The 12,062-nt window shown below is 68.4% G+C and carries 12 protein-coding genes; 2 read left to right on the top strand and 10 right to left on the bottom strand.

What is annotated here, in order from left to right:
- Nucleotides 1-14 precede the first annotated feature (14 nt).
- From KXZ72_RS08655 to KXZ72_RS08615, 9 genes are all read right to left on the bottom strand, one after another.
- The gene (locus KXZ72_RS08655) at nucleotides 15-683 is read right to left on the bottom strand and encodes a beta/alpha barrel domain-containing protein (RefSeq protein WP_226080268.1); all 669 of its coding nucleotides are present in this window, start codon (nucleotides 681-683) and stop codon (nucleotides 15-17) included.
- Complete coding sequence (nagA, locus tag KXZ72_RS08650; RefSeq protein WP_226080266.1) at nucleotides 680-1,774, bottom strand: N-acetylglucosamine-6-phosphate deacetylase; 1,095 nt, start codon at nucleotides 1,772-1,774, stop codon at nucleotides 680-682. Before nagA ends, KXZ72_RS08655 begins: the two co-directional genes overlap by 4 nt.
- Nucleotides 1,771-2,601 carry a GntR family transcriptional regulator gene (locus tag KXZ72_RS08645; protein ID WP_226080264.1) on the bottom strand — a complete coding sequence of 277 codons (831 nt, stop codon included), beginning with the start codon at nucleotides 2,599-2,601 and terminating at the stop codon, nucleotides 1,771-1,773. Before KXZ72_RS08645 ends, nagA begins: the two co-directional genes overlap by 4 nt.
- A gap of 17 nt (nucleotides 2,602-2,618) precedes the next feature.
- Nucleotides 2,619-3,641 carry an SIS domain-containing protein gene (locus KXZ72_RS08640; protein WP_226080262.1) on the bottom strand — a complete coding sequence of 341 codons (1,023 nt, stop codon included), beginning with the start codon at nucleotides 3,639-3,641 and terminating at the stop codon, nucleotides 2,619-2,621.
- Complete coding sequence (locus tag KXZ72_RS08635) at nucleotides 3,638-4,861, bottom strand: sugar ABC transporter permease (RefSeq protein ID WP_226080260.1); 1,224 nt, start codon at nucleotides 4,859-4,861, stop codon at nucleotides 3,638-3,640. Before KXZ72_RS08635 ends, KXZ72_RS08640 begins: the two co-directional genes overlap by 4 nt.
- A complete protein-coding gene (locus KXZ72_RS08630; RefSeq protein WP_226080258.1) occupies nucleotides 4,858-5,667 on the bottom strand; it encodes an ATP-binding cassette domain-containing protein in 810 nt (269 codons plus the stop codon). The genes KXZ72_RS08635 and KXZ72_RS08630 overlap by 4 nt, the downstream gene beginning before the upstream one ends.
- A 2-nt stretch (nucleotides 5,668-5,669) precedes the next feature.
- A complete protein-coding gene (locus KXZ72_RS08625; protein WP_226080256.1) occupies nucleotides 5,670-6,584 on the bottom strand; it encodes an ROK family protein in 915 nt (304 codons plus the stop codon).
- A complete protein-coding gene (locus tag KXZ72_RS08620) occupies nucleotides 6,585-7,697 on the bottom strand; it encodes a substrate-binding domain-containing protein (protein WP_226080254.1) in 1,113 nt (370 codons plus the stop codon). It abuts the gene before it with no gap.
- Between the two features lie 436 nt (nucleotides 7,698-8,133).
- Nucleotides 8,134-9,321, bottom strand: coding sequence for an MFS transporter (locus KXZ72_RS08615; protein ID WP_226080252.1), 1,188 nt, complete (start codon nucleotides 9,319-9,321; stop codon nucleotides 8,134-8,136).
- Between the two features lie 98 nt (nucleotides 9,322-9,419).
- Between KXZ72_RS08615 and KXZ72_RS08610 the strand changes: the two genes are divergently transcribed.
- Nucleotides 9,420-10,178, top strand: a complete 759-nt coding sequence (locus KXZ72_RS08610) for a DeoR/GlpR family DNA-binding transcription regulator (RefSeq protein WP_226080250.1) — start codon at nucleotides 9,420-9,422, stop codon at nucleotides 10,176-10,178.
- On the opposite strand, the gene KXZ72_RS08605 is transcribed toward KXZ72_RS08610, so the two are convergent.
- Nucleotides 10,175-11,359 (bottom strand): MFS transporter, encoded by a 1,185-nt coding sequence (locus KXZ72_RS08605; RefSeq protein WP_226080249.1) that lies wholly within the window; start codon nucleotides 11,357-11,359, stop codon nucleotides 10,175-10,177. The genes KXZ72_RS08610 and KXZ72_RS08605 overlap by 4 nt on opposite strands.
- 142 nt (nucleotides 11,360-11,501) lie before the next feature.
- On the opposite strand from KXZ72_RS08605, the gene KXZ72_RS08600 reads away from it, so the two are divergent.
- Nucleotides 11,502-11,990, top strand: a complete 489-nt coding sequence (locus KXZ72_RS08600) for a MerR family DNA-binding transcriptional regulator (protein ID WP_226080247.1) — start codon at nucleotides 11,502-11,504, stop codon at nucleotides 11,988-11,990.
- Nucleotides 11,991-12,062 lie beyond the last annotated feature (72 nt).

Below are 12,062 nucleotides of genomic sequence, written 5' to 3'. Positions count from 1 at the left end.
CCCACTCGGAGGGGCTAGTTCCAGCCCGCCACGAACGAGCGCGTGAGCCACACGGGATCCACAATCGCGGAGCCCACAACCACCGCATGGGCCCCGCGGGAGCGTGCCTCGGCCAGGTGCGCGAGGGTGCTATAGCCGCGCTCGGCCACCACGGGAACCCCCGCGCCGGCCACGAGCGTGGAGACCAGATCCAGATCGGGGAGCGGCCCCACGCTCACGCCCGCGGGATAGCCCATCGTGGAGGAACTGACGATCACCGCTCCCGCACGCACAGCAACGAGGGCATCCGCGAGATTGGGCACGCCCGCCTTCACCGGTCGGCCCAGCGCACAGATCTGCGCGATCAGCTCGGCCATATCCTGGCCGTCGGCGCGACGCGACGCGGAATCGGCCTCGATCTCCACCACATCCGCCCCGGCCTCCACCAGCTCCCGGGCGTGCTCCAGCGTGGGCGTGATCCGGACCACACCGCCGTGCGATCCGTCGATCGACACCGCGAGGAGCGGAAACTCGGGAAGAACGGCGCGCACGGCGCGAATCGCGGCGGGACCGTCCACCTTCACGGCACTCGCGCCGCCCTCGGCGGCGGCCACCGCGAGCCGGGCAATATCTCCGGGCGTGCGCCACGGCGACTCGAGCGAGGGGGTCAGCGAGACGATCAGTCCCGGAGCGAGGACGCTCATGCCGCCACCTCGATTCCCGCGCGCAATACGCGGGTGATGCGTAGCTCATCATCGGCGATGATCAGATTCGCGGGCCGGCCGATCTGGAGCTCGCCCACCCCACCCAACCCATAAAAACGGGCCGGGGCGCGCGAGGCGAGGTTGACCGCGCGATCCAGCGCCCACCCGCGCTCCACCAGCTTTGCTACCTGTTCAAATAGGGTCACGGTGCTCCCCGCGAGGGTCCCATCGGGAAGCCGCGGCACGCCCTCGGTCACGGTGATCTGGAATCCGCCCACGGTAAACGTGCCATCCCCGGCACCGGCCGCGGAGGACGCATCGGTCACCAGCATGATGCGGTGCTCGGCGGCGCGTACCGCGAAGATCGAGGTCTCCGGCGAGAGATGGATATCATCGGCGATCAGCTGGATCGCGATATCCTCGCGCGCAAGCGTGGCCCCGGCGATCCCGGGGGAGCGGTGGCCAAACGCGATCATGCCATTAAAGAGGTGGGTGACCGCGCTGGCGCCGGCGTTAAAACCGGCATTCGCGGTGTCCACATCGGCCCCGGAATGCCCCGCCTGCACAATCACCCCCGCGGCCGCCGCACGCTCGATCAGCTCGCGCGCCCCCGGCAGCTCGGGGGCCACCGTGATGGTGCGCAGCGGTCCCGCCGCGAGCATCCGCCGGACGATCTCAAAATCGGGATCGCGCAGATATTCGGGGCGATGCACCCCGCGATGCGCGGGGGATAGGAACGGCCCCTCCGCGTGGACGCCCACGATCCGGGCCTCATCCGCGCGCGGCTCCAGGCCGCCCAGAACCCCGAGCCGGTGGGCGATATTCTCCTCGGAATCGGTGATCAGGGTGGGCTGCACGTGCAGCACCCCGTCCCGGGCCAGGGCGCGCAGGGCCGCGCGGGCCTCGTCCTCGCCCGCGGCGTTAAAGTCCACCCCGCCATAGCCGTTGACCTGAAGATCCACGAGGGTGGGTACAACCGACCCCCGACCCGTGGACGGCAGCCCCACCCGGGTCAGGATGCCCTCCTCCACCTCGATATCGCCGCGAACCCAGGCGCCGCCGATGACCGCGCCGCGTGTTGATATTCTCAATTCCGTACCCTTGCCTTATCTGCTCTGAAGCCGCGGCCGGTTGGCTCATCGGCGGTAGTACCCGCGCGGGAGGGGCGCTGTGTGCCCTCCAAATCCGCGCGGAATCGGTAGCGGTCGCCGCGATAAACGCTGCGGCCCCACTGCATGACCCGATCGTTCTGGTCATAGATGGTTTGGATGATTTCCAGGACGGGATCACCCGGGGCCAGGCCCAGCCCATCGGCGATCTCGGGGCTGGCGCCGCGCGCCTCGATTGCGCACTGGGCGCGCACGGCGTGCAGCCCATAGCTATCGGCGAGCGTGTGATACAGCGAGCCGTGTGAGAGATCCACCGCGCCGAGGCCCGGGGCGAGTGCCTCGGGAATCAGCGTGAAGTCCATCAGGATCGGGATGGAATCCAGATAGCGGATCCGCACCAGATCCACGATCGGTGCCCCGGGGGCCACCGACAGCAGATCGGCCTCATCCAGGGAACCGGGGCGGGTCTGCATCGTGAGGATCGTGGCACTCACCGTGAGCCCATTGGCCGCGGCCAGATCCGAGAAGCTGACCAGGCCGGTGGCACCCTCCTCGAGGGAGTGCGAGGAACGACGGGCCACCGAACTCTCGGTATGCTTGCGCACCCAGCGCACACCCCCGATCACCTCCACCAGCCCCTGCGCCTCCAGATCGCGCATGGCCTGCCGGATCGTGACCCGGCTCACCGCAAATTGCTCCGCGAGCACGCGCTCCGAGGGCATCCGCGAGGAGGGCTGAATCACGCCGGATTCGATGCGCTCGCGCAGATATACGGTGACCTGGCGGTGCAGGAGCGTGGAGGTGGCCATATGCTGTCCTTCCCTGGTTATTCGTTATCGTCGAGCTTTGTGCCGGTATCGAGGAAGAGGAACTCATCCGGGTCGATCCCCGCCTCGGCACAGTATTGGCTCGCGACCCGTTGCAGCAGTGCCGCGAGATAAAGCGGAACCTCAAGCTCGCTCAGCGCCGGGATCTCGATCCGCAGCGTGCCGGGGATCGCCGCGGACCCCGCGGGGCACAGGTCCAGCACGCGCCGCCCGAGCGAGGTGAGGGCCGCGAGTACCTGGCCGTTATCCTCCCCGCGGTAAACGAGGTGGATCGTGGATTCGCGCGTGGACTCCATGAGCCCGTGCAGATACTGCCGGGTCTCAAACGCGGCCGTGGGAATGCGGGTGACCTCGCGCAGCAGGAGCGCCCCGGCCTCGGCCCCACCAAACTGGGCCTCGGGTGCCGTGAGGTCTATGCTCTCCGCGGCATGTGCCCAGCCGACGAGGGTATTCACGCCCGCGGTATTGGCCGCGAGGAACGCCGCGAGGCGCCCCCCGATGCCCGACCAGGAGTCCCGCGGTGCGCCGTGAACCCAGGTTTCGGCGAGCATCGAGACCGCCGCCGCGGAGGCCGTATAGCCGATCGTGGAGGCCAGGCTATCGGAGAGATCGCCGAGTTCCAGCACCGCATCGGAGGCCTGGGCCAGGGGGGAGCCGGATACGTTGACCACCGCAAGATTGGGGCGTTCGCTGCGCCGGATCATCTCCACGGTTTCCCGGCTGCGCCCGGACTGGGACAGCGCGAGGATTGACTCGGCGGGATCAAATCGCGGATCGCCACCCGAGTTCACGCGGCGCGCGGGGATGCCATGCGCATCAAGATAATGCGCGGGGCCGCCCTCGGCACCGAGGCTCGCCCCGATCCCGATCAGCGCGACCTTGCCCGGGGTTCCGAGCGTTCCGGCCGCGTGGGCCGCGCGCTCTGCCAGCGCCGGAATCAGCTCGTCGAGCCGCTCCCACTGGGTCTCCAGCGCGGTGTTAAAGGGGATAAAGCCCTGTCGAAGAAATGCCTGAATACTCATCGGCCGCTGGCCACCCGTCCTCGTCGTGAAAGTGAATCGATAACTACCGCCGCCACCAGGACCATCCCGGTGATGACATATTTGACCGCGGAGGTCTGGTTGAGCAGGTCCATGCCATTGGAGACGGCCCCGATCACCAGCATTCCGAGCAGCGCCGAATACGCCGATCCGCGGCCGCCGAAGAGGCTGGTGCCGCCGATCACCGCCGCCGCGATCGCGTTCAGCAGAATGTCGCTGCCGCCGCTGGCCTGGTTGACCGCAAAGAGCCGCGAGGCCGCGAGCACCCCGCCAAAGGCCGCGAGGGCCGAACAGATGGTGAACGCGATGACCTTCACGGCGTTCACGTTAATGCCCGCGCGCCGTGCCGCCTCCGCATTGCCGCCCACCGCAAAGAGCTTGCGGCCAAACGTGGTTCCGCGCAGCACCAGATCGGCGATGACCACGAGGAAAACAAAGATCAGCAGCGAGAGCGGGATGCCCTGCCACAGGCTGAATACATAGGAGGCCACCAGGATCAGCGCGGTGATCACCGCGGTGCGAATATGGGGCCCCGTCTGCGAGTACTGGCGCAGGCCGTGTTCGGCGCGCAGCCGGGCCCGCCGCCGCTGGGTCAGCACGGCAAATAGTGCATAGCCCGCGGCCACCAGATAGCCGATCACCGCGGGCAGCGTGGTATTGGCCAGCGCGGCGATCAGCCCGTCATAGGGCAGGTTGATCGTGCCCTGATTGCCCAGAATCAGCAGCTGCACACCCTGCCAGGCCATCAGCCCGCCGAGCGTGAGCACAAAGGAGGGAACCCCGAGCCGGGTGAAGATCATGCCGTGCAGGAGGCCGATCCCGGCGCCAAAGGCCACGGCGATAAGAATCGCGGCGAGCGGCGGCCACCCGTGCATGATATTCAGCACCACCATCGCGGCCGCGGTCACGCCGCTCACCGCGCCGGCCGAGAGGTCGATCTCGCCGATGACCAGGACAAAGACGATACCGAGGGCGATCACGCCGGTGGAGGCGATCTGCATGCTCAGGTTAAAAATATTCTGCGGGGAGAGGAAGCGATCATTGGCCAGCTGGAAAACCACGGCGATGATCACGAGCCCGAGGATCACCGGGACGGGCCCAAAATCTCCCGAGCGCAGGCGCTGGAGCCGCTCCTGGAACGGGCTGCTGGGCGGCGGGGCCAACGGGTCGGCCGCCGATACGCGCGACATGCTCACGGTCATGAGAGTTCCTTTCCGGCACGGCGGGTGCGCCGTTTCTGGGCGTTACTATCGTGAATTCCGGTGATCGCGGCGACCACCTGCTCCTCCGTGACCTCGCCGACGGTGAAGCTGGCCACGCTCTGGCCGAGCCGGAGGCAGACGATGCGATCGGCGACGTCAAAAACATCGCCGAGGTTATGGCTGATCATGAGCACCGCGTGCCCCTCGGCGCGCAGCCGCTCGATCAGTTCCAGCACCTCCGCTGTCTGCTCCACGCCGAGCGCCGCGGTGGGTTCGTCAAGCACCACGAGGCGCGGGTTTCCGAGCAGGGAGCGGGCGATCGCGACCGATTGTCGCTGGCCGCCCGAGAGCGAGGACACGGGGACCCGGATATCGGAGATCTTCACCGAGAGCCGGGTCAGCAGCTCCATCGCGACCTGTTCCATCTTGAGTGGTTGCAAAAAGCCGAGGGCATTATCTTCGCGGCCCAGGAACAGATTGGAAACGATGTCGAGGTTATCGCACAGCGCAAGGTCCTGATAGACGGTGGCGATGCCCAGGCGCGTGGAATCCAGCGGGTTGCGCGGCGAGACATCCTCGCCGCCCACCCGCATCGTTCCGTTATCGCGCGGGTGCGCACCCGAGATGGTTTTGATGAGCGTGGATTTGCCCGCGCCGTTATCTCCGACGAGGGCCACCACCTCACCGGGATAGATGGTGAGGCTCACATCGCGCAGGGCGTGAACCGGCCCAAAACTCTTGGAAATATGTTGCAGATCGAGTACCGGAACCGGGGGCGGCAGCGTTGCCGACGGGGCGGGTGACATGGTTATCCTTTCGAGGTTACGGGGAGGTGGAGGGGGGAGCCGGTGGCCTTAAACCAGGCCGCGGCCCCGGCGAGGCCGGCGTCATCGCCCAGGGCTGCCCCGCGGACACTCACGGGCCAGCCCACGTGGTGGGTGGCCTCATCCGCGAGTGCCGCGGAGACCTCCTCGAGGAGCGGGGCGCCGAGTGCGCGGCCCAGCCCACCGCCGATCACAAGCACCTCCGCGGACGTGCTATGACAGAGCAGGACCGCGCAGGCGATTGCCGCGGCGGAGAGATCGGCGCGCGCGGAGCGGGCCGCGGCGGCCGCGGGCCCCTCGCCGCGGGCAAGGTCCTCGAGCTCAACCACGGTGCGGACCTCGCGCCGAATCTCGCGGGAGAGCAGGTGCAGTCGCTGCCCGGATCCGAGCACATCCACCATGGGACGGTCGGTCCCGAGCAGGGGGAGGAAGCCAATTTGAAAACCGGATTGGAGCCCCGCGAGGAGGGTCCCTCCGCTGACCGCCGCGGCCCCGACCCCGGTGGAGAGGGTCAGATACGCGGTGGTGACCGTGCTCTCGCCCGCCCCAAAATAGGTTTCCCCCAGGGCCGCGAGTTCGGTATCCCCCGCGAGCGTGATCTCCAGCCCACTCTCGCGCCGCAGCGAGAGGGCGGACAGGGTATCCAGCGGGGTGCCCGGCAGGTTGCGGGCCCGGCCCACCTCGCCGCGCACATGGTGCACCCGGCCGGGGACTCCGATCACGGCGCGCTCTGCCCCGCTGCGAGTGGCGGCCCCGCGCAGGAGGCGCGCCACCTGGTCGCGGCAGGAGAGGGGATTCACCGGTTCGCGGTGGATATCGGTCACGGTGCCATCGGGGGAGACGGCACCCACGCGCACGGTGGTCCCCCCGATATCCACGGCGATCAGCGGCGAGGACACCTAGCGCAGCCCGGCCGAGCTACACGCCGCGGCATACTCCGGCGTACAGATCTGCTCGATCGTGAGATAGCCACTGTCGATCAGAATCTCGCGCATATTTTCCATCGTGACGGCGATGGACTCCAGCAGATAGGCGGGAACCTTCTGGCTCTGGTCGTCCACATCGCCGTTGACCAGATCGCCCGCGGGGACCTTGCCCCGGGCCAGCTCTGCCGCCGCGCGGGCGGCGATCGTGGCCTCCTGCTCCACGGGCAGATACGTGCTCTCGTAGAGGTCGCCGGCGACCATCTTCTGGATCGCATCCAGCTGGGTATCCAGCCCGGTCACCGGGGGCATCGGCGAGACGCCGGCGCTCTTCAGTGCCGCGATCACACCCGTGGCCATGCCGTCATTGCCCGCATAAACGCCGTCGATATTTTCGGCACCAATCGCGGTGATGGCCTGCTGCATCTGATTCTGGGCGTTTTCCGCCGACCACTTTTTGGTGTCGTATTCGGCGGCGATGGTATAGCCCGAGCCGTCGATGACGCTGTGTGCGCCGCGCTTTTCCGGTGCGGCTCCCGAGTCCACGGGATCGCCGTTCATCATCACGATATTGCCCGAGGTTTTGCCCTCGGCGGCGAGCTTATCAAGCAGCGATTTCATCCCGACCGCGCCCTGCTGCTCGTTATCAAACTTAACCGCATAATCAACGTCTGCGTTATAGATCACGCGGTCATAGCTCATGACGGCCACCTTCTGCCGCTTGGCGGAGCCCACCATCGACGCGGCGGCATTGGAGTCCACCGGGTCGATCACGAGCACCGCGGCACCCTCGGTCAGCGCCGATTCGGCCTGGCTGAGCTGCTTATTGGCATCGCCCGCCGCGTTGTAATACTTCAGGACACACTCGGGACAGCTCTTTTTAAGCTCCGCCTCAAACGTGGGCTTATCGCGGGCCTCATAGCGAGAGGTCTGGTTTTCGGGGAGGAGAAGGGCCACGATGGGGGCATCGCCCCCCGCGCCCCCCGCCGCCGGATCGGAGGTGCTACACGCCGAGAGCGTGAGTGCCAGGGTGGCCAGGGTTGCCGCCGCGAGGAGCGATCGCCTAGCCCGGGGAATATGAGTCATCATTACGTCCGCCTTTGGAAGTAGTTGAACTAAGAGTGACCATAATCTAGGGATAAAAAATACCGCCGGTCAATGATTCCGAACCAACTGGCCCCGAAAAACAGGTACCACTGGTATTACCCGGGCACGCGACACGGGGCGACCGCGGCGTCCGAATATCGGGTGGCCGCGGGGATCGGGAACGCGGCGTTCCGGGCCGCCCGCCGCCGCCGCGAGAGGCCACAACCGCGGCCGCAATTCCGGGAAAAATGGGGGCTCACCGGGGATTCGCGCGCATGGCCGCGCCGCGGGATTAGCCGGCACGCGCGAGCGCCGCGCGGGGCGGGGCCCGGCGCACGGACACTCTTTTTGCGCCGCCCGCGGGGGCGTCCGGGCGGGGGTGGAGCCCGCCGCGGCCACCACTGGTCCTAACCACCGGTCCGGCCGGTGCGAGCGCGGGCTAGGCGCGGGGTGCGCGCACGCTCGGCGCGAGGATGACCCCGCATACGCAGAACAGCAGGGGCAGGATAAACGCGAGGGTCAGCCCGATTCCGCCGCCGAGGAATCCGATCACGGCGGGCCCCGCGAGCATGCCGATATAGCCCGCGCCCACGACGCGGGAGATGATCAGGCCCGAGCGGGCGGGATCCACGTTGCCCGCGGCCGTGAAGATCTGCGGGATCACACCTGACAGGCCCAGCCCAAATACGGCCCAGCCCAGAAGGGTCAGCCCAAAAATGGGGGAGAGCACCACGATCAGCAGGCCCAGGGCCCCCGCCGCCGAGCCATAGCGCACGACGTTCAGGGGGCCCACCGCGAAGGACACGCGGTCGGCGAGGAAGCGGCCCACGGTCATCGTGATCGCAAAGGTTCCATAGGCGAGCGAGGCCTGCGCCTCCGAGCGGCCGAGGTGTTCCACCGCATGCAGCGCGCTCCAGTCATTGGCAACTCCCTCCGCGAGCATCAGCACAAACGCGAGGAAGGCGAGGGCGATCACGCGGCGGCGGGTCGCACCGCGCGCGGCGGGCGCTGCCTGCCCGGGCTCGACGGTGGGAGTATCCGCGCGCTCCTCGCCGCGGGAGAGCAGCGCGGGCCCGGCGATCAGCGCGAGCACCGCCGCGATCACGGCGGCACCAAGCAGCGCCCAGCGCACGTCGAGCCCCGCGGCCTGGGTGCCCGCCCCGAGCAGCGCACCCGCGGCCCCGCCGAGCGAGAAGAAGGCGTGGAATGCCGACATGATCGGCCGCCCATAGCGCCGCTCGACCACGACCGCCTGGTGGTTCATTGCCACATCGGTGGCGCCGTTTCCGAGGCCAAAAATAAACAGGGCAACCCCGAGGCTCGTGGCGTCCCCGGCCATCCCGGGCAGATTCACCGCGAGCACCATCAGGACCACCCCGGCGAGTGAGGCGCGGCGGCTCCCCACCCGATCGATCAGTGCCCCGGTGATCTGCATTCCGATAAACGAGCCGAGGCCAAAGACCAGGATCAGGCCGCCCAGCACGGCATGGGAGACGCCGGTGCGCTCCTGGATCGCGGGGATATTCACGAGCCAGATGGCCATCAGGAATCCCACCACAAAAAAGATGCCAAAAACACCGAGGCGGGCGCGGCGCAGGCGCGGGGTGGGTGGGGTGAGGGTGCTCATGGGGCTCTTTCGGGGAGGACTGCGGGCTGGAACACCGACGCTATCTTAAACAAACATTAAATGCGACCGTTCGAACATATTTAATGTATGTTTAAGGCATGGCCCCGCATCCCCGACACGAACAGATCCTCGACGTCCTACACCGGGAGGGCCGCGTGGAGGTGGCCGAACTGGCCGCCCTGCTCGCGGCCTCCGAGGTGACGATCCGCCGCGACCTGGACCAGCTGGCACTCACGGGAGTCCTGCGCCGCGTGCACGGCGGGGCCGTGAGCACACTGCTGCGCGGCGAGGGTCAGCCCTATGCGATGCGCGAACCCGATGCCGCGGCCGTGAAGGCGCGGATGGCCGCCGCCGCCCAGGCCCTGCTGGTGCAGGGCGAGGCCGTGGTCCTGGACAGCGGCACCACGGGCGAGGCCGTTGCCCGCGCACTGCGCCCGCGCCGCCTCACCGTGATGCCGTTCTCGATTCAGGCGATTGCGGCCCTGGCCGGCGCCCCCGAGATCACCCTGCACCTGCCTGGCGGAACCGTGCGCCCCGAGGAGGGCTCGGTGGTGGGCCCGCTTGCCGAATCCGCGCTGCGCGATCTGCGCTTTGATACCGCCATCATCAGCTGCTGTGCCGCCTCCGCGGGGGACGGGCTCCTCGCCTATGACCTCCAGGATGCGGCCGTGAAGCGCGGCATGATTGCGTCCTCCCGGCGCGTGATCGCGGTGGCCGAGGGGGCGAAATTTCGGCGCTCGGCGATGGCCGTGATCTGCGCCCTGGACACCCTCGATGTGCTGATCACCGATGCCGCGGCCCCGCCGGAGGCGCTGGAGGAGCTGCGCGCGGCGGGGGTCGAGGTCATCGTCGTTTAGGCCGCCACGGAGCGCCGGGCATCGGTGCGCGCAATGACCAGCGCGAGGGGCAGGGCGAGCAGCATCAGCCCGGCCGCGATCGGGATCAGCGGCGTGGGGCCCCAGCCCGCGAGCACCGCGCCCCCCGCGGCGCCGCCCAGCGCAATCGAGATATTCCAGATCGTGACCAGCGCCGATTGTGCGGCATCCGCGGCCGCGCCGCCCGCGCGGGCCACGGCGATCTGGAAGAGCACCGAATAGGCCCCAAAGGCCAGGCCCCAGGCCGCGGCCGAGAGCAGCAGGAGCCACGGGGCCGGGGTGAAACCAAATACCGTCAGGCCGATCACGCCGATCGCCAGCGCGGAGATCAGCACCGGGCCGAGCCGGCGATCGGCGAGCCGGCCCGCCCCGAGCGTGCCACCCACCGAGGCCACGCCAAAGGCCGCGAGCACGAGGCTCAGTGGCACCGGGCTGCCCCCGAGAGCGAGGGACGGCGCCAGATAGGTATAACCCATATTCTGTCCCACGACGCACAGCAGCGTGGCCAGGATCACCACGAGTACCGCGGGCATCCGCAGCGCGGACATCAGGCTCGCGCCGCCCGTGGAGGGCACACCCGGCACGCGCGGGGCCATCCACAGCGCGAGAATTCCGAGGGCCACGGTGATCGCCGCGATGAGCATAAACACCGCGCGCCAACCGAGCTGGGTGGCCAGAATCGTGCCCACGGGCACGCCGAGGGCCATCGCGAGGGTCGCGCCCGAGAGCACCACGCCGAGCGTGGCCCCGAAGCGATCGGGGCGGGTGAATCCGCGGGTATAGCCCGGCTGCATGGCCCAGACCAGGCCGGCCGCGAGCCCCGCGATAAAGCGCGAGACGAAGTGGGTGGGCAGATCCTGGGCGAGGGCCGTGCCCAGATTGGCCAGGGCCGAGACGGCGAGGATAAGCAGCAGCAGGGTGCGCCGATCCAGGCGCACGGTGGCCCGGGTCAGGGGGATCGCGGCGGCGATACAGCCCACGGCAAAGACGGCGACGGTCTGGCCCATCACGGGAATGGAGGTGCCCAGATCGGCGGCCATCTCGGGCAGAACCCCCGCGGGGAGGACCTCGGTGAGCAGCGTGATAAAGCCCACGCAGGCGAGGAGGAGTGCCACGGAGAGCGGGGAACGGGACCCGACGGGGGTGGCGGAAATATTGGTCATGATCGAAGTATGATCGGCTACCACTAGTGTCAGGGTCAAATCGGGCACCCCCGCGCGCCGAAAAAGCCGGGAATAGGCGTCGGACCGCCGGGGTTGGGGCAAGGGGCGACAGCGCCCCCATGCCCGTTCCGGAGGACCAAAAATGCGCATTGGCGAGATGGCCGCACTCACCCAGACCACGCCGCGACTCCTGCGCTATTACGAGGAGCAGGGCCTAATTACGCCCACCCGCGGACCCAATGGTTATCGCGAATACGGGCCCGAGCTGGAGTTTAAGATCGGGAAGATTCGCTGCCTGCTGGCCACCGGGATGCCCACGCGGCTGATTCAGCTTGTGCTGCCCTGTTTTACCACCGAGGCCGATGTGCTTGAGGTGACGCCCGAACCCGGGGTGCGCGCGAGCCTCGTAGAGTATCGTGATCGCCTGGATCACAGCATCGAGCGCCTGGCCGCGAGCCGCGATGCGATCGATCGCTATCTGGCCCATGTGGGCGGGGCGGCGACGCCGGTAGCGCCGCTGCCCGAGCCGGTTCCTGCGCCGGATGCGGCGGTGAGCCGGGCGGCGCCGCGGCTCCCGCGCCCCGCGTCCGGCGCGGCCCGGGGGCGGCGCGTGGCGGTGCCCGCCGCCTAGTCGTGCGCGCAGGGGCGTGCCTGGATGCGCCCCGGCGCGGTCCTCCTTTTTTCGTGGTCTTGCGTCACTATA

This window comes from Mycetocola spongiae (genome assembly GCF_020424085.1).
Taxonomy (GTDB): domain Bacteria; phylum Actinomycetota; class Actinomycetes; order Actinomycetales; family Microbacteriaceae; genus Mycetocola; species Mycetocola spongiae.
The sequence above is the reverse complement of the archived record's forward strand: the minus strand, read 5'-3'. Positions and strand labels throughout refer to the sequence as shown.

Coding starts and splice junctions, on each gene's coding strand:
- KXZ72_RS08615 (WP_226080252.1), bottom strand. CDS start 9,321: ATGAGCACCCTCACCCCACCCACCCCGCGCCTGCGCCGCGCCCGCCTC.
- KXZ72_RS08640 (WP_226080262.1), bottom strand. CDS start 3,641: ATGAGTATTCAGGCATTTCTTCGACAGGGCTTTATCCCCTTTAACACC.
- KXZ72_RS08645 (WP_226080264.1), bottom strand. CDS start 2,601: ATGGCCACCTCCACGCTCCTGCACCGCCAGGTCACCGTATATCTGCGC.
- KXZ72_RS08630 (WP_226080258.1), bottom strand. CDS start 5,667: ATGTCACCCGCCCCGTCGGCAACGCTGCCGCCCCCGGTTCCGGTACTC.
- KXZ72_RS08655 (WP_226080268.1), bottom strand. CDS start 683: ATGAGCGTCCTCGCTCCGGGACTGATCGTCTCGCTGACCCCCTCGCTC.
- KXZ72_RS08635 (WP_226080260.1), bottom strand. CDS start 4,861: ATGACCGTGAGCATGTCGCGCGTATCGGCGGCCGACCCGTTGGCCCCG.
- KXZ72_RS08620 (WP_226080254.1), bottom strand. CDS start 7,697: ATGATGACTCATATTCCCCGGGCTAGGCGATCGCTCCTCGCGGCGGCA.
- KXZ72_RS08610 (WP_226080250.1), top strand. CDS start 9,420: ATGGCCCCGCATCCCCGACACGAACAGATCCTCGACGTCCTACACCGG.
- KXZ72_RS08600 (WP_226080247.1), top strand. CDS start 11,502: ATGCGCATTGGCGAGATGGCCGCACTCACCCAGACCACGCCGCGACTC.
- KXZ72_RS08605 (WP_226080249.1), bottom strand. CDS start 11,359: ATGACCAATATTTCCGCCACCCCCGTCGGGTCCCGTTCCCCGCTCTCC.